Genomic DNA, 17,815 nt, shown 5'->3' with positions numbered 1-17,815 from the left:
TAGTATCTTTGTGTGTAGTAGCAATGATATAAAAAACAGAGGCGATATGGATATATGTAATACGATGTCCCGTAAACTTCCGATTGGGATACAGAGCTTTGAGAAGCTTCGTACCGGAGGGTATCTCTATGTAGATAAAACAGAACTGGTTTACCGGCTGGCGAAGGCGGGGATCCCCTGTTTCCTGAGCCGTCCCCGGAGGTTTGGCAAGAGCTTGTTGCTCTCTACGCTGGAAGCTTACTTTTTGGGAAAGAAAGACTTGTTCAAGGGGCTTGCCATTGAGCGGTTGGAGCAGGATTGGCTTGTGTATCCGGTGTTGCACCTGGATCTCAATGCAGAGAAATATGACAGTAACGAGCGCTTGGCCAATCTGCTCGAAAGCCAGCTTGAAGCGTGGGAGGCGGAATACGGGGTAACAGAGATTAACCGAAGTTACTCGATTCGTTTTATGACCGTCATCCGCCGTGCCTATGAACAGACAGGCAGGCGTGTAGTGGTGCTGGTAGACGAATATGACAAGCCGATGCTTCGCTCGTTTGATAATCCGGAATTGCAACGTGACTTTCGTGAGACGTTGACAGCTTTCTACACTGTGCTAAAGAGTGCCGATGCTTATTTGCAGTTGGTCTTTATCACGGGAGTGACCAAGTTTGCTCAAATGGGTATTTTCAGTAATCTGAACCAATTGCAGGACATCAGTCTGCATCCGGCATATACTACTTTGTGTGGTATGACCCGTGCGGAAATAGAAGCCGTTTTTGCTCCGGAACTTCAATCTCTTGCCCGAGGCAACGGATTGACGTATGAAGAGACAATGGATAAGCTTGGGCGGCAATATGACGGTTATCATTTTAATTATCGTAACTGGGAAGGTATGTTCAATCCTTTCAGTGTACTGAATACTTTTTCGACCGGTCTGTTTGAGAACGCTTGGTTTGCGAGTGGTACTCCTACGTTTCTGGCTGAAATGTTGCGTAAGACGGACTTTGACCTGCGTGACCTGGATGGTATTGAAGTGAGCTCGGCTTCATTGAGTGACGACTGTGCCGATATACATAATCCGGTTCCGATGATTTATCAGAGTGGTTATCTTACCATCAAGAAGTATGATCCGCAATTCGGGCTGTATACGCTTGGCTTCCCCAACGAAGAGGTGAAGTATGGCTTCCTTAACTTTGTGGCTCCTTTTTATACTCCGGTGGCTTCTACGGATACTGCTTTTTATATAGGTAAGTTTGTCCGGGAGCTGACAAGTGGTGATGTGGAGGCTTTTCTTGAACGTCTGCGTTGCTTTTTTGCTGATTTCCCTTATGAGTTGAATACAAAGACGGAACGTCATTATCAGGTGGTATTTTATCTTGTATTCAAGCTGATGGGACAATTTACGGAGGCAGAGGTTCGTTCTGCCCGGGGGCGTGCGGATGCTGTGGTGAAAACAGCTGATTATACATATGTTTTTGAATTCAAACTGAACGGCAGTGCCGAGGCGGCTTTACAGCAGATTGAGGAAAAAGGGTATTCGTTCCCTTACGGGGCTGATGGCAGGAAACTGGTAAAGGTTGGTGTTTCGTTCGATGCGGAACAGCGTAATTTAGGGGAATGGCTGATAGTTAAGTAGGCAGGGCTGACAGGACAATATAGTTTTCCGTCCCGCTTTGTGTATCTGGAGATGCACAAGGCGGGACGGACTGTTTTCCGGGGTTTCGGGATTAGACAGTAATTTAAAAATAATGATATGAAACAGAGACTGAAAAACAAATGGTGGATGCTGTTGGGACTAATGGTACTGAACGGCGGATTGAGCGGATGTGAGGACCGAACGGAAGAGCCGGTGGTTCCTCCGGCGGATGGTGAAGAGGTGACGGTATCGATGGTCTTCGGCTTTGCCGAAGATTCAAGTGATGATGAATCCTCAACGGCTCGCCTCAACGGCTCGCCTCAACGGCTCGCCGTTGAAAGCAGCAAAGCTGCTTTTGATGTGAAACGATCATTAAAGGCGGTGACTCGTGCTTCGACAGACGTACCCGACCAGTTATATAATTTGGAAATCTACCAGTATGATGGGCAAACAAAAGCCCGTTTGAATGGAGGAGCATACGGTGATGTAAAGATCGGTCAGAGTTTTAACGTGACATTAACTCCTAAGAATGGCTGTCAATTGCTGTTAGTGGCGCGGGGTAATGGAAATGCCATAGCTACACTGAGTAATAACAAATCTTTATCGGATGTGCAGGCGATGGAGGTAGATGCGTCGGTGATCAATGCGATTGATCCTTCGAATAGTGAAGATATGAAGAAGATGCCTTATGTACTCTATCTGGAGCATGTGAATGTGGCGCAAGTAGATGGTAAGTATGTGATTCAGAGTCCGGAGGGGAGCTATGATACCCGTTTGCTGCTGAAGCGTCTGGCTGCCCGGCTCACCGTGGAGTGGACATATGCTGTGAGCGGATATACTTTGAAACAACTGTTGCTCCAAAGTGTCCCGTTGAACTATGCGGTTATCCCTACCCCCGATAGTGAGGGAAATTATCCTTCTATCCTGGATCAGTTTACTACTTTGCAGATAAAAAATGTGGCACAAAGCGGAAGTTACTCTTGCTGGGTACCGGCCAATATGCGCGGAGAGAAACCGGCAGCGAACTCTGAAACCCAACGGACAAAAGAGAATGCTCCTAAAGGAAGTTCTTTCTTTAACTTTGTCGCGGTGAGCGATCAGGATGCAAAAGTTAAACTGGACTATCGTGTTTATATCGGCGGGAGGCAGTCGACGAATTTCGACATTAAGAGTAATGCGAATTATGATTATACGGTGAACTTTGCACATAGCGGTATCCCGACAAGTGATAAACGGGTGACCTATATCAACCCTGTACCCGCTTCGGAAAATAATGAAAACTTTGTGCCTACGGCCAATTGCTTTATGGTATCCGCCGGAGGTGGCTTCTGCTTTGATCCGCTGGCATACCAACAGAATGGAGATCCGGATAAAACGAACGATGTATTGAAAGGTTGGTGTGAGGCTTCCGGAGGAATCACTACGATGAAACTGCTCTGGCAGACCAAAGAGGATGGAGACATCGGTGAGCCGGTAATGGGAATCGTAACTTCGGAGGATGACCATACGAACATCGTGGATTTGAAACGGACAGATGGAACCGATCCGACGTTATATCCGGTGAAGAATAAAGGGGAAGCCCGTGTTTATTGCCGTGTGGCTCCGGGCACTACCGGTGGTAGCGGGGTGATTGCCGCTTATGGTGCGGATGGTAAGATACTCTGGAGCTGGCATGTGTGGGTGACGGACTACCGCCCGGACGCGACAGGTGATGCGGATGTGCAAGAGCCATTGACTAAAAGAAAACTGAAATTTACATATGGCAATCATGGAAACCAGTTACCGATGATGGATCGTAATCTGGGGGCTATGGCCGGATATGCCGGCGTGCCGCCGTCGGATGTGGAGAAGTTTAAGACACATGGATTCCATTATCAATGGGGAAGGAAAGATCCGTATCCGAGCAGTTATTCGAATAAGCCGATCACGAAAGTGGATCTTCCTTCTCCGATTGCAAAACCGATTGTGGGAATATTAAGCTTATATAAGCCGGATGGAGTCACTTTTCTGCCTTTTGATCCGGCTGTAAATGCTCAGGCGACTTACCGGACGGCTTACCAGAATCCGTTGAACATATATAAAAAGACAAATGTCCTGAGTTGGATTGATAATTCCGAGAATAATTCTACCTACAAAAATATCTGGAATGCTCCGAAGACGGTTCATGATCCGTGTCCTGCCGGATGGCGTGTGGCGCAGATTGAAAACTACCTTTCGTTATTTAAGAATGTAAGCCAATCGGCCGGTAAAGGGGATTTTCTTGCAAATGTGAAGAACCCGGCAAGCTTAAAGGCAGATGGAGGGATGATACTGACTTATGATACGGATGGGCGGCAGAGTACCTATATACGGTTTACGGGATACTATTTTCTGAACCAAGAGTTTCAATATATTGGAGAGAGTGCGCTTATCTGGTGTGGGAATACGTTAAGTGGCAGTGGGGGGAGTACTGTGAAATATTTTCAGGTTAGGGTGACTCCGACAGACAAAGGTAGTATTGTGTATGGTGGACATGAACGTGAAGCGATTCCCCTGCGTTGCATTCAGGAGCGGGCTGACTGACCGGTATGGATTGATAAAGTTATAAACGATCTGTTGTTTTGTTTGTGAAAGTTCCGCTTGCTTCCGGTGGGGAGGAGCGGAACTTTATTTATGTGGCTCCTATGGGCGTGGTGTGGAAAAGTAATTTTTAATGTTTTAGTTTTCCTTCCATTGTGCTCAAGTAGATGTCCAAGGCACGAGTCGATATCTGTATCTCACGGAGAGAAACGCCTAAAGAGGCGATTAACAGAAGCAGTGCAAATCCGAAAATATAGATGGAAAGCAGGAACAACCCGATGTAGATAAGAAACATGGTAACTACGCAGAAGAATAGGCTGGCAATGCCGAACACCTGCATCATGCGGGTCAGGTTGAGGCGTTTGCGCAGATTCTCAATTTGAGCTACATTGATATCAGAGGGATCTTCCATATAACGGTCGCGAAGAATGCGTACCAATTGGGCATACGAGAGAAAACGGTTGGTGTATGCCAAAAGAATAAGTGAAACGGCTGAAAATAGCAGCGCGGGTGTCGTGAGTGTAAGTTCTTCCATTGTTATCATACTTTTATATACAATAACAATGGAAGAGAAATAAAGGTTTACTTCAATACAGCTAATTCTTTACCTACTTTGATGAATGCAGCGATACATTTATCGAGGTGTTCTTTCTCGTGACCGGCTGAAATCTGTACACGAATACGTGCCTGGTCTTTCGGAACTACCGGATAGTAGAAACCTGTTACATAAATACCTTCTTCCTGCATGCGGGCTGCATAAATTTGTGACAGTTTGGCATCGTACAGCATCACGGCACAGATAGCACTCTGAGTCGGTTTGATGTCAAATCCGGCTGCAGTCATCTTGTCGCGGAAGTAGTTTACGTTTTCTACCAGTTTGTCATGGATTTCGTTGCTTTCTTTCAGCATCTTGAATACTTCGAGGCTGGCACCGATAATACCCGGAGCAAGTGAGTTTGAGAACAGGTACGGACGGCTGCGCTGGCGAAGCAGGTCGATGATCTCTTTGCGGCCGGTTGTGAATCCGCCCAAAGCACCACCAAAGGCTTTACCCAGAGTTCCGGTGTAGATATCTACACGTCCGTAAGTGTTGTACTGTTCGCTTACTCCATGACCGGTTGCACCAACTACACCGGCAGAGTGAGATTCGTCTACCATCACCAGGGCATCGTACTTCTCGGCCAGATCACAGATTTTGTCCATTGGGGCTACATTACCGTCCATTGAGAATACGCCGTCGGTAACGATAATGCGGAAACGCTGGGCTTGTGCTTCCTGCAGGCAACGTTCCAGGTCGGCCATGTCTGCATTGGCATAACGATAGCGTTTTGCCTTGCAAAGACGTACTCCGTCGATGATAGAAGCGTGGTTCAGTGAGTCGGAGATGATGGCATCTTCGTCGGTGAACAACGGTTCGAACACACCGCCGTTGGCATCAAAGCAAGCTGCGTACAAAATAGTGTCTTCGGTTTTGAAATAGTCTGAAATTGCGGCTTCCAGCTCCTTATGTATATCTTGAGTTCCGCAGATGAAACGTACAGAAGACATACCGTATCCACGACGGTCCATCATCTTCTTTGCACCTTCGATCAGGCGGGGATGGTTAGACAATCCAAGGTAGTTGTTGGCACAGAAATTCAGTACTTCCTTGCCTTTAACAGTGATAGCAGCTTGTTGTGCACTTTCGATTAAGCGTTCCTCTTTGTAGAGGCCTGCTTCTTTAATTTCAGCAATCGTGTTGCTGAGGTGTTCTTTCATTTTACCGTACATAGTGTTTGGGGTTTTAGTTTCTTTTGCAAAGGACACAATTTTTCTTGGAATAAACAACATATATTTGGTATAAAAATGAAAAAAAAGTGCTTACTTTGCGCACCATTTAGCTTAATACACCTTATTAGTAAAGATAATGAAAAATATTTTGGTAATTGGAGCAACCGGCCAGATTGGTTCGGAGCTCACGATGGAACTACGTAAACGCTACGGAAACACACATGTAGTAGCAGGTTATATTCACGGGGCAGAGCCCAAAGGGGAATTGAAAGAATCCGGTCCGTCGGCGGTAGTCGATGTAACAGATCAGGAGATGATCGCCTCTGTAGTGAAGGAGTATAATATCGACACAATCTACAACTTGGCAGCCCTGCTGTCTGTTGTGGCCGAATCGAAGCCCAAACTGGCTTGGAAAATCGGTATCGACGGATTATGGAATGTACTCGAAGTGGCCCGCGAAAACAAATGCGCCGTGTTTACTCCGAGTTCGATCGGTTCGTTTGGCGAAAGCACACCTCACGTGCAGACACCGCAGGATACCATTCAGCGTCCGCGCACTATGTATGGTATCAGCAAGGTAACCACGGAGTTGCTGAGCGACTATTATTTTAATAAGTATGGCGTAGATACACGTGCCGTGCGTTTCCCGGGAATCATTTCGAATGTGACACCTCCGGGAGGTGGTACGACTGACTACGCAGTAGACATCTACTACTCTGCCGTAAAAGGAGAGAAGTTTATCTGTCCGATTCCGGAAGGAACACTGATGGATATGATGTATATGCCGGATGCGCTGAACGCAGCTATCTCGCTGATGGAAGCTGATCCGACGAAACTGGTACACCGTAATGCTTTCAACATCGCTTCTATGAGCTTTGCACCCGAAACAATTTATGCTGCCATCAAGAAACATGTTCCTGACTTTGAAATGGAATATAAGGTAGACCCGCTGAAACAGCGCATCGCCAACAGCTGGCCTGACAGTATGGATGATTCTTGTGCCCGCGAAGAGTGGGGCTGGAAACCGGCTTACGATTTGGAGAGTATGACAGTAGATATGCTTGAAAAACTAAGAGCTAAATTAAAATAATGTGATGATATAGGCCCATGTGCCCGCCGGAATAATGAAATGGTTTTGAAAACCGGTTGGCACATGGGAATATCGACACATTGCTAACTATTAAAATGAAAACAATAATGGCGGGAGTCACCGTCCTGGTGTTGTTTGCCGCATGTGGAAACAACAAAAAGACTGACGCTGACCCCTTTGCATCTATTACACATCTGGTAGATTCGGCTATGGTGAACAAAGCCGACTCCATTGATAAAGAGAAGGCTTCGGACGAACCTAAACCGATTGAAGCTGACGAATCGTTTGACGACTTTATCTATAACTTTGCTTCTGATGACGCTCTGCAAAGGCAGCGCGTAGTGTTTCCGTTGCCCTACTACAGCGGAGAACGAGCTTCAAAAATTGATAAGAAGTACTGGAAGCACGATGACTTGTTTACTAAACAGAGTTATTATACCTTGCTCTTCGACCGGGAAGAGGACATGGACATGGTAGGGGATACTTCACTCACTTCCGTTCAGGTGGAATGGATTTTCATCAAGAAACGAATGGTGAAGAAATATTATTTTGAAAGAATTAAAGGGGCGTGGATGCTTGAAGCAATCAATCTGCGTCCGATTGAGAAAAGCGAGAACGAGGATTTCGTCGAATTCTATGGGCACTTTGCAACAGACAGTATCTTCCAGAGTCACCGAATCCGGCAGCCGCTTGCGTTTGTTACCACCGATCCGGATGACGATTTCTCAATACTCGAAACTACACTTGACTTGAACCAGTGGTTTGCCTTTAAGCCGGTATTGCCTACTGATAAGCTTTCGAATATTAATTACGGACAGCAGAATGATGACAATACTTCACGCAAGATATTGGCATTGAAAGGTATTGGCAACGGGTTCTCCAATATCCTCTATTTTCAGCGCAAAGACAGCGGATGGGAACTGTATAAGTTTGAGGATACAAGTATTTAGTGATTGCTTTTTATGATTATGGAACAAAAATACTCTCTTTTATCACATAACACTTTTGGCATCGATGTGTCCGCAGCTCGTTTTTTGGAGTACGCTTCAGTGGATGAATTGCATCGGTTGATTGATTCAGGACAAGTGACTTCTCCTTATTTGCACATTGGGGGGGGCAGTAACCTGCTGTTTACTAAAGATTACGAAGGTACTGTTTTACACTCGCGTATCGAAGGAGTAGAGGTGGCGGACGAAACGGATGATGAAATTGTCGTTCGTGTAGGTGCAGGTGTAGTCTGGGACGACTTTGTGGATTATTGCGTGAAGCATAATTGGTACGGTGCGGAAAACCTCTCCCTGATTCCCGGAGAAGTGGGAGCCAGTGCGGTGCAGAATATCGGGGCTTATGGGGTTGAGGTAAAAGATCTGATTGTGCGGGTGGAAACCTTGAACATTGAGGGGAAAGAACGTGTTTATGATATTTCGGAGTGTGGATATTCCTATCGGGACAGTATCTTTAAGCGTCCTGCAAATAAGAGTGTTTTTGTCACTTATGTCAGCTTTAAGTTAAGTAAGAAGGAATATTATACGTTGGATTACGGTACTATCCGCCGGGAATTGGAGAAGTATCCTACGGTGACATTGGAGACCGTGCGCCGGGTGATTATCGCCATCCGTGAGGAGAAATTGCCGGATCCCCGGGTGATGGGTAATGCGGGAAGTTTCTTTATGAATCCGATTGTGTCCCGCATCAAATTTGAAGCGTTGCAAGAAGAATATCCACATATGCCTTTTTACGAAATAGATGCCGACCGGATAAAGATTCCTGCCGGTTGGATGATTGATCAGTGTGGCTGGAAAGGTAAAGCTTTGGGGCCGGCAGCGGTACATGATAAGCAAGCGCTGGTACTGGTGAATCGCGGAGGAGCCAGAGGCGCGGATGTTATAGCACTTTCGGATGCAGTACGCGCTTCGGTTAGAGAGAAGTTTGGAATAGATATTCATCCGGAGGTGAATTTTATCTGAAATGAAAATAAGAATACTTGGTAGCGGGACTTCTACCGGAGTGCCCGAGATTGGATGCACTTGTGCGGTTTGCACTTCAAAAGATCCGAGAGATCATCGTCTTCGTACCTCGGCGTTGGTGCAGACCGGGGATGCTACTTTATTGCTGGACTGCGGTCCGGATTTCAGGGAACAGATGTTACATGTCCCGTTTGGTAAAATTGATGCCGTATTGATTTCCCACGAACATTATGACCATGTGGGAGGTTTGGATGACTTACGTCCTTTCTGTCGTTTCGGAGAGGTACCTATTTATGCCGAAACGTATACGGCTGAGCGTTTGCGTAGCCGGATGCCTTATTGCTTTGTGGAACATACTTATCCGGGAGTTCCGAATATTCCTTTGCGTGAGATTGAACCCAATCGTCCGTTTCTTGTTAATCATACCGAAGTGTTACCCTTGAGGGTAATGCACGGCAAACTGCCCATTCTGGGATATCGGATCGGAAAGCTCGGATATATTACTGATATGCTGACCATGCCCGATGAATCGTTTGAGCAGTTACAAGGGGTAGATGTGCTGGTGATGAATGCATTGCGTGTAGCACCACACAACACCCATCAAAGCCTTTCTGAAGCGCTGGAGGCTGTGAAACGCATTGGGGCAAAGGAAACCTGGTTTATTCACATGAGTCATCATATCGGACTTCAGGCAGATGTGGAAAAACTACTTCCTCCGCTTGTGCATTTTGCATTCGACGGGCTTGAAATAGAATGTTAGTGATTAATGCTTAATAATTCTTTCTTTAAGTATATTTTGTTTTATTTGGAGAATTTATTATTTTTGCAGTGAGCCGATAAACAACGAATGCCATGAAACTCCGTACGATAGTGAAAATAGCCGTAATCTCGTCTGTTGTACTACTGTGTACAGGCTTTGCTATGTTTTCTTTTTTCAGATTATCGGCGGTTGAGGGGCGTAAAGACTTTAATCTTTATACGCTTGTTCCGCGCTCGGCCACTGTGGTTCTCGAAACGGATGATCTTGCCGGGATGATACAGAGTATCAATGAACTGAGTTGTAGCAAAGATCAGCATTTCCTTTATATTTCCAAATTATTTTCTTATTTGAAACTCCATCTTTATACATTGTTGGAAGATACGCCTCACGGGTTGAGTAAACAGATGAATAAGGTGTTGTTGAGCTTTCATGAGCCGGATAATGACCGCAACCAGGTGTTGTATTGCAGTTTGGGAAATGGTGATTATGAGTTAGTGGAGAAATTTATACGTAAATACTGTTCAAGCAGTTTCCCATCAAAACTGTTTGATTATAAAGGGGAGGAGATACGCATCTATCCGATGCCGGATGATAGCTTTTTAGCTTGCTACTTCACTTCCGATTTTTTGGCGGTGAGCTATCAGAAGAAGCTGATAGAACAAGTGATCGACGCACGTTTGTCGAAAAAGTCTTTGCTGACCGACAGCTCTTTTGTAAAAGTGCATGAAGACAAGCGTGCCCGTGTAGCGGCTACTATTTATGCCCGTATGCAACCCTTGAGTATGGGCAAGGCTACCGATGGGATTCGTTCGTGTACACAATTGGGGGGATGGACCGAATTTGATATGAAAATGAACGGGGATGCCATTTACTTTTCTGGAGTCAGTCATGATACTGATACCTGTATGACTTTTATGAACGTGCTTCGGCAACAACAACCTGTAGAAGACTTTCCGGGAGACATCCTGCCGGCTTCTACTTTCTTTTTCAATAAACGGTCGGTGACGGATATGCAGGCGATGCTTGACTTTACTGCCCGGCAGGAATATACAACATCAACCTATTCAGACTATATCAGGGACCGGGACGGAGAACTGCTTGCATTCCTCAAGGATAATGCCGGAGGCGAACTTGTGACCTGCCTGTTCCATTCGGCGGACACTCTTGCGAATCCTTGTGCGGTGATGACTATTCCCTTGAAGGATGTCCAGCAGGCTGAGCGGGTGTTGCAAGGAGTACTCCGGAGTGCTCCGAAAGAAGTGGACGGCCCTCCGAAGCCACGTACTACTTTCTGTAAAACGCCTTCAAGAGCTTATACGCTTTATGTGTTGCCACGTAATACATTGTTTACGCAATTGACCGGAATTACGGAATCTGCCTTATATGTCTATGCTTGTTTCTATGGAGAGAGACTGATTTTGGCTCCGGATGCGGAGAGTCTTGCCACATATGTCCGTTGCCTGGATAAAAAAGAAATTCTGAACGATACTCCCGGATACGAGGAAGCGGTAGTAAATCTTTCTCCGTCATATAACTTTATGATGGTGGCTGACTTGGGAGAAACTTTTTCCCAGCCGGAGAACTACGTCAGGTTGATACCTGCATTTTTCTTTCGCAATCAGGAGTTCTTTCGTCATTTTATTCTTTCTGCACAGTTTACCTGTACTGACGGAGTTGTCTATCCTAATGTGGTTTTGATTTATAAAGGTGATTCTGACGATGTTTCCTGACTACGGTAAGAGGCACAAAACCCCGAAAGAAATTGGATAGCTTTCGGGGTTTTGTGTCTTATACTAAGGCATGTTTGCTTAGAAAGGCAAGTCGTCTTTTGCATCACCGGCAATGAATTCCGGTGCTGAAGATGGTGCCGGAGGAGGAACCGGAGCTCCCGGAGTCATGGGTGCGCCTGCGCCTACACGCTCTACTTTCCATGCACGGATACTGTTGAACCAACGATCCTGCCATTGACGTGCATCGATATCGAATGATACGGTCAACTCTTCACCCATCTGGATGTTGAATTGTTCTATTTTGTCTGCTCCGAAGATGTCGAAACACATTTTCTTTGGATATTGATCATGATTTTCGATTACATACTCCTGAGCCTTCCATTCGTTGCCGCTTGTCTTAGAAACTCCACCTCTGGGCTGGAGTATAGCGATAATTTTTCCTGTAAATTCCATTGCGATAATTTTAAATTGTGCGGCGAAGTTACAATTTTTTAGGGATATCCGACGAATATTCTCCTGTTTTTTCTTCTCTTTTATTGTGCTGCCTCGATCTTTTTTGTAACTTTGTGCTTTGCAAAAATATAAAATTTAAAATCACAGATTATATGAAATTTATCGTTTCAAGTACTGCACTTTCCAGCCATTTACAGGCTGTTAGCCGTGTGATAAACTCAAAAAATGCGCTGCCTATTTTAGATTGTTTTCTCTTTCAGTTGGAGGACGGAACACTGTCTGTGACTGTTTCTGATAGTGAAACTACGATGGTAACCTCAGTTGAGGTGAACGAGAGTGATTCTAACGGAAAGTTTGCCGTCGCTGCAAAAACGTTGCTCGATGCATTGAAAGAGATTCCGGAACAACCGTTGACATTCGAAATAAAGCCGGATACCTATGAAATTACGGTACAGTACCAAAATGGTAAATATAGCCTGATGGGGCAGAATGCCGACGAGTTTCCGCAATCGGCTACACTCGGTGATAATGCGGTTCGTGTGGAGATGGAAGCACAGATATTGCTGGGAGGCATTAACCGTTCGGTATTTGCTACTGCCGATGACGAACTCCGTCCGGTGATGAATGGTATTTACTTTGACATTACGACTGAAGACATTACAATGGTAGCTTCGGACGGACACAAGTTGGTACGTTGTAAAACATTGGCTGCACGCGGAAATGAACGTGCTGCATTTATTTTGCCCAAAAAACCGGCAACTTTGTTGAAGAACCTGTTGCCTAAGGAATCGGGTATGGTGGTGATCGAGTTTGACGAACGCAATGCTGTCTTCACGCTCGAAAGTTATCGTATGGTTTGCCGTCTGATTGAAGGACGCTACCCCAATTATAATTCAGTGATTCCACAAAACAATCCGCACAAAGTGACGGTAGACCGTATGCAGCTGATAGGTGCTTTGCGTCGTGTATCTATTTTCTCTTCACAGGCAAGCAGTCTTATCAAACTCCGTATGCAGGAAAACCAGATCGTGGTTTCGGCTCAAGATATTGATTTCTCTACTTCTGCAGAGGAAACACAGGTGTGCCAATATGCGGGTGCAGCAATGAGTATTGGCTTTAAATCTACTTTCCTGATCGATATTCTGAATAATATCTCGGCAGAGGAAGTGATTATCGAATTGGCTGATCCGTCAAGAGCAGGTGTCATTATTCCGGTAGAACAGGAAGAAAACGAAGATTTGTTGATGCTGCTGATGCCGATGATGCTGAACGACTAACTGCGGAACAGAAATAGAATCGGATTCATTACAGAGGACACAAAGATCACAGAGGCATCATTCTTTGGAATTGAAGCTCTGTGCACTCGGTGTCCTCTGTGGTGAATTTAAACAAAACCGTATAAATAATGAAACTCAACCTAAAGAACCCTATTGTCTTTTTCGACCTGGAAACGACCGGGACTAACATCAACTCAGACCGAATTGTAGAAATCTGTTATCTTAAAGTATATCCGAACGGGAATGAAGAGTCGAAAACTCTCCGTATTAATCCCGAAATGCCTATTCCTGCCGAATCATCTGCCGTTCATGGTATTTTTGATGCTGACGTAGCTGATTGTCCTACTTTTAAGGAGGTGGCAAAAAGCATTGCGAATGACATTGAAGGTTGTGATCTGGCTGGTTTCAACTCCAACCGTTTTGACATTCCCGTGTTGGCGGAAGAGTTTCTTCGTGCCGGGGTTGATATTGATATGAGTAAGCGCAAATTTGTTGATGTACAGGTAATTTTCCATAAGATGGAACAACGTACTCTTTCGGCTGCTTATAAATTCTATTGTGGCCGTAATTTGGAAGATGCACATACAGCGGAAGCCGATACCCGCGCCACGTACGAGGTCCTGATGGCTCAACTTGACCGCTATCCGGAAGATTTGCAAAACGATATGTCTTTCCTGGCCGATTACTCAAGCTATAACAAGAATGTGGATTTTGCCGGACGTATGGTGTATGATGACAATGGAGTGGAGGTTTTTAATTTTGGCAAATACAAAGGCCAGTCGGTGAGTGAAGTGCTGAAAAAAGATCCCGGATATTACAGTTGGATTCTCAATAGTGACTTTACGCTGAATACAAAAGCCATGTTGACGAAGATTCGCCTGCGTGAGTTAACGGGAAAATAACTATGCTGAACGGAAAGAAAATTATACTTGGCATTACCGGTAGCATTGCTGCTTATAAGGCTTGCTACATTATACGCGGCTTGATTAAACAGGGAGCGGAGGTACAGGTCGTAATTACTCCTGCCGGAAAGGAGTTTATTACTCCGATAACTTTGTCCGCTTTGACCAGTAAGCCTGTTATCAGTGAGTTTTTTGCCCAGCGGGACGGAACGTGGAACAGCCACGTAGATTTGGGGCTTTGGGCAGATGCTATGCTGATAGCGCCTGCGACGGCTTCTACCATTGGTAAAATGGCAAATGGCATAGCAGACAATATGCTGATCACGACTTATCTGTCAGCGAAGGCACCGGTGTTTATCGCTCCGGCCATGGACTTGGATATGTTTGCGCATCCCAGTACCCAGAAGAATCTGGATACGCTGCGTTCATACGGTAATCATATCATTGAACCGGCTTCGGGAGAATTGGCAAGCCATTTGGTAGGTAAGGGGCGCATGGAAGAACCGAAGAATATTATCCGGGTACTTGATGAGTTCTTTTCCTCTACGGGCGAGCTGGCTGGAAAGAAAGTGCTGATTACAGCCGGACCGACTTATGAAAAGATTGATCCGGTACGTTTCATTGGTAATTATTCTTCCGGTAAAATGGGATTTGCATTAGCAGAGGAGTGTGCCCGTCGCGGAGCGGAGGTAGTGCTGATAGCCGGACCGGTGCAACAGAAGGTATATCATTCACACATTACCCGTATTGATGTGGAGTCTGCTCAGGAAATGTATGAGGCTGCTATGGCGCAATACCCATTGGTGGATGCCGGAATATTATGTGCTGCAGTAGCAGATTTTACTCCGGATGTTGTAGTCGATAAGAAGATAAAACGGGAGGGAGATGATTTGATGTTACATCTCAAGCCCACCCACGATATTGCCGCTGCATTGGGTAAACTGAAGACATCGGGGCAGAAATTAATCGGTTTTGCTCTTGAAACGAATGATGAACAGCGTAATGCCGAAGGAAAACTGATCCGGAAGAACTTCGATTTTATTGTGCTGAATTCATTGAATGATGCAGGTGCGGGTTTCCGTTACGATACAAATAAAATCAGTATTCTCAGTTGTAGAGGCAGAACCGATTATCCGTTAAAATCCAAGACTGAAGTAGCCAGAGATATTATTGATCGAATGATAAAAGAATTGTGATTTATGTTACGTTCATTATACATCCAGAATTATGCTCTGATTGAGAAACTTGATATCCGTTTCGAAACCGGATTTTCTGTGATTACCGGTGAAACCGGTGCCGGGAAATCCATTATTCTGGGCGCAATCGGACTTTTACTCGGACAGCGTGCTGATGTGAAGGCTATTCGGCAAGGTGCTTCGAAATGTATTATTGAGGCCAGGTTCGATATATCAGCTTATCATATGGAAGCTTTTTTCGAAGAGAACGAACTGGAGTATGAGCCCGAATGTATACTTCGCCGTGAGGTACAGTCTTCCGGTAAAAGCAGAGCATTTATTAACGATACGCCTGCATCGCTCACACAAATGAAAGAATTGGGCGAGCAATTGATCGATGTACATTCGCAGCACCAGAATCTGTTGCTTAACAAAGAAGGTTTTCAGCTCAATGTACTTGATATACTTTCCCACAACGAAGAGGCTTTGGATGTATATCATCATTTATATCAGGAATGGAAAAAGCTCAGTAAAGAACTTGACGAACTGATTGTACTGGCCGAACAGAGCAAAACGGATGAAGATTATATCCGTTTCCAGTTAGAACAATTGGAGGAGGCACATCTTTCTGCCGGAGAGCAGGAAGAATTGGAACAGGAGGCCGAAACATTGGCACATGCCGAAGATATCAAAGCCGGATTATATCGGGTAGAGCAAACTCTTGCCTCAGACGAAGGAGGACTGTTGCCTGCTTTGAAAGAGAGTTTGGGTACTCTGAATGGATTGCAGCGGGTATACCAGCCTGCCGGAGAATTGGCTGAACGGATGGAGAGCACTTATATAGAACTGAAAGATATAGCTCAGGAAATATCGGATCAGGGAGAGAGTGTCGAGTTCAATCCATCCCGGCTGGAAGAAGTGAATGACCGGTTGAACCTGATCTATTCTTTGGAACAAAAACACCGTGTTCAGACAGTAGAAGAGTTGATCGTCCTTTCAGAGCAATATGCAACGAAACTTGCTGCCATTACTTCGTATGATGATCGGATAGCTCAATTGACGGAACAGAGAGATGTGCAATATAATAAGGTAAAGAAACAAGCGTTTGTCCTGACGAAGGCCCGTACGGAGATTGCCCGTAAAGTGGAAAAGCAGATGGCAGCTCGTCTGATTCCTTTGGGAATGCCCAATGTCCGCTTCCAGGTGGAAATGGGGCTGAAAAAAGAATTGGGTCCCCAAGGAGAAGATACGGTGAACTTCTTATTCTCTGCCAATAAGAACGGAGCGCTGCAGAGTATATCTTCAGTTGCGTCCGGTGGTGAAATAGCTCGTGTTATGCTGTCTATCAAGGCAATGATAGCAGGAGCCGTAAAATTGCCCACTATTGTGTTCGATGAAATCGATACCGGAGTATCCGGTGAGATTGCAGATCGCATGGCGGACATCATGCAAGAGATGGGTGAACAAAACAGGCAGGTGATCAGTATCACCCACTTGCCTCAGATTGCTGCCCGTGGACGTGCCCATTATAAGGTATACAAGCGGGATAATGATACGGAAACGAATAGCCATATTCGTCGTCTGACTGACGAAGAACGGGTAGAAGAGTTGGCACATATGCTGAGTGGTGCCACTTTGACCGAGGCTGCACTAAGCAATGCAAGGGCATTGCTGGAACCTTCTTTGAAAGAGAGAAAAATAATAAAATAAGTATATAGTGGCGTGCAATGAACATTGGCGAGTTGCATACTCTAAAAATGCAGACAATTACATGATTGATAAAAGCGAAATGATTTTCGGCGTCCGTGCCGTGATTGAAGCCATTCAGGCTGGTAAAGAGATAGACAAGATTTTGGTGAAGAAAGACATTCAGAGTGACTTGTCCAAGGAGCTGTTTGCTGCTCTGAAAGGTACGCTGATTCCTGTTCAGCGCGTCCCGGTGGAACGTATCAACCGCATCACCCGTAAAAATCATCAGGGTGTAGTGGCATTCATATCTTCGGTGACGTATCAGAAGACCGAAGATATGGTACCTTTCCTCTTTGAGGAAGGTAAGAGTCCGTTCTTTGTTATGCTCGACGGGATTACGGATGTGCGTAATTTTGGTGCCATAGCCCGTACTTGCGAATGTGCCGGAGTGGATGCTGTCATTATTCCTGCGAAAGGAAGTGTTACGGTCAATGCGGATGCGATGAAGACTTCAGCCGGAGCTCTGCATACTTTGCCTGTCTGTCGTGAACAGAACTTAAAGACAACTTTACAATATCTGAAAGATAGTGGATTCCGCATTGTGGCTGCTACCGAAAAGGGTGATTATGATTATACGAAGGCCGACTATACCGGTCCGATGTGCATCATTATGGGCGCCGAGGATACCGGTGTTTCGTACGATAACCTTGCGTTATGCGACGAATGGGTCAAGATTCCGATGTTGGGCAGTATTGAGTCACTCAATGTGTCGGTAGCCGCTGGTATCCTGATTTATGAAGGCGTGAAACAACGTACAAACTAAAA

The 17,815-nt window shown here is 45.4% G+C and carries 15 protein-coding genes; 12 read left to right on the top strand and 3 right to left on the bottom strand.

Annotated features, from left to right (window positions below):
• Positions 1 to 46 precede the first annotated feature (46 nt).
• Both G7Y45_RS15915 and G7Y45_RS15910 read left to right on the top strand, forming a co-directional pair.
• The gene (locus G7Y45_RS15915) at positions 47 to 1,618 is read left to right on the top strand and encodes an ATP-binding protein (RefSeq protein ID WP_165015908.1); all 1,572 of its coding nucleotides are present in this window, start codon (positions 47 to 49) and stop codon (positions 1,616 to 1,618) included.
• A gap of 117 nt (positions 1,619 to 1,735) precedes the next feature.
• Positions 1,736 to 4,180 (top strand): fibrobacter succinogenes major paralogous domain-containing protein, encoded by a 2,445-nt coding sequence (locus G7Y45_RS15910; RefSeq protein ID WP_241158991.1) that lies wholly within the window; start codon positions 1,736 to 1,738, stop codon positions 4,178 to 4,180.
• A 127-nt stretch (positions 4,181 to 4,307) separates the two neighbouring features.
• On the opposite strand, the gene G7Y45_RS15905 is transcribed toward G7Y45_RS15910, so the two are convergent.
• Both G7Y45_RS15905 and kbl read right to left on the bottom strand, forming a co-directional pair.
• On the bottom strand, positions 4,308 to 4,712 hold the full coding sequence (locus G7Y45_RS15905; protein WP_165015911.1) for a DUF2721 domain-containing protein: 405 nt from the start codon (positions 4,710 to 4,712) through the stop codon (positions 4,308 to 4,310).
• A 47-nt stretch (positions 4,713 to 4,759) separates the two neighbouring features.
• On the bottom strand, positions 4,760 to 5,947 hold the full coding sequence (gene kbl / locus G7Y45_RS15900; RefSeq protein ID WP_165015914.1) for a glycine C-acetyltransferase: 1,188 nt from the start codon (positions 5,945 to 5,947) through the stop codon (positions 4,760 to 4,762).
• A 136-nt stretch (positions 5,948 to 6,083) separates the two neighbouring features.
• Between kbl and G7Y45_RS15895 the strand changes: the two genes are divergently transcribed.
• From G7Y45_RS15895 to G7Y45_RS15875, 5 genes are all read left to right on the top strand, one after another.
• On the top strand, positions 6,084 to 7,037 hold the full coding sequence (locus G7Y45_RS15895; RefSeq protein WP_005780013.1) for an NAD-dependent epimerase/dehydratase family protein: 954 nt from the start codon (positions 6,084 to 6,086) through the stop codon (positions 7,035 to 7,037).
• A gap of 95 nt (positions 7,038 to 7,132) precedes the next feature.
• A complete protein-coding gene (locus G7Y45_RS15890; RefSeq protein ID WP_165015917.1) occupies positions 7,133 to 7,987 on the top strand; it encodes a DUF4348 domain-containing protein in 855 nt (284 codons plus the stop codon).
• A gap of 18 nt (positions 7,988 to 8,005) precedes the next feature.
• Positions 8,006 to 9,004: a UDP-N-acetylmuramate dehydrogenase gene (murB, locus tag G7Y45_RS15885; protein WP_032530492.1), complete on the top strand. Its 999-nt coding sequence runs from the start codon at positions 8,006 to 8,008 to the stop codon at positions 9,002 to 9,004.
• Position 9,005: 1 nt separating this feature from the next.
• Positions 9,006 to 9,764 (top strand): MBL fold metallo-hydrolase, encoded by a 759-nt coding sequence (locus tag G7Y45_RS15880; RefSeq protein ID WP_005806965.1) that lies wholly within the window; start codon positions 9,006 to 9,008, stop codon positions 9,762 to 9,764.
• 92 nt (positions 9,765 to 9,856) lie between these two features.
• On the top strand, positions 9,857 to 11,494 hold the full coding sequence (locus tag G7Y45_RS15875; protein WP_005806963.1) for a hypothetical protein: 1,638 nt from the start codon (positions 9,857 to 9,859) through the stop codon (positions 11,492 to 11,494).
• A gap of 78 nt (positions 11,495 to 11,572) precedes the next feature.
• Here G7Y45_RS15875 and G7Y45_RS15870 read toward each other — a convergent pair whose 3' ends face one another.
• Positions 11,573 to 11,947 (bottom strand): DUF3127 domain-containing protein, encoded by a 375-nt coding sequence (locus G7Y45_RS15870; protein WP_005780004.1) that lies wholly within the window; start codon positions 11,945 to 11,947, stop codon positions 11,573 to 11,575.
• 152 nt (positions 11,948 to 12,099) lie between these two features.
• Between G7Y45_RS15870 and dnaN the strand changes: the two genes are divergently transcribed.
• From dnaN to rlmB, 5 genes are all read left to right on the top strand, one after another.
• A complete protein-coding gene (gene dnaN / locus G7Y45_RS15865) occupies positions 12,100 to 13,224 on the top strand; it encodes a DNA polymerase III subunit beta (RefSeq protein ID WP_005806961.1) in 1,125 nt (374 codons plus the stop codon).
• 128 nt (positions 13,225 to 13,352) lie between these two features.
• Positions 13,353 to 14,126: a 3'-5' exonuclease gene (locus tag G7Y45_RS15860; protein ID WP_022011889.1), complete on the top strand. Its 774-nt coding sequence runs from the start codon at positions 13,353 to 13,355 to the stop codon at positions 14,124 to 14,126.
• A gap of 2 nt (positions 14,127 to 14,128) precedes the next feature.
• A complete protein-coding gene (gene coaBC / locus G7Y45_RS15855; RefSeq protein WP_165015920.1) occupies positions 14,129 to 15,322 on the top strand; it encodes a bifunctional phosphopantothenoylcysteine decarboxylase/phosphopantothenate--cysteine ligase CoaBC in 1,194 nt (397 codons plus the stop codon).
• Between the two features lie 3 nt (positions 15,323 to 15,325).
• The gene (recN, locus tag G7Y45_RS15850) at positions 15,326 to 17,011 is read left to right on the top strand and encodes a DNA repair protein RecN (RefSeq protein WP_122330420.1); all 1,686 of its coding nucleotides are present in this window, start codon (positions 15,326 to 15,328) and stop codon (positions 17,009 to 17,011) included.
• A 61-nt stretch (positions 17,012 to 17,072) separates the two neighbouring features.
• Complete coding sequence (gene rlmB / locus G7Y45_RS15845; protein ID WP_165015923.1) at positions 17,073 to 17,813, top strand: 23S rRNA (guanosine(2251)-2'-O)-methyltransferase RlmB; 741 nt, start codon at positions 17,073 to 17,075, stop codon at positions 17,811 to 17,813.
• Positions 17,814 to 17,815: the final 2 nt, after the last annotated feature.

It is taken from the genome of Bacteroides sp. ZJ-18, from assembly GCF_011038705.2.
Lineage (GTDB): Bacteria > Bacteroidota > Bacteroidia > Bacteroidales > Bacteroidaceae > Bacteroides > Bacteroides hominis.
This window is presented reverse-complemented; position numbering and strand designations above follow the sequence as displayed.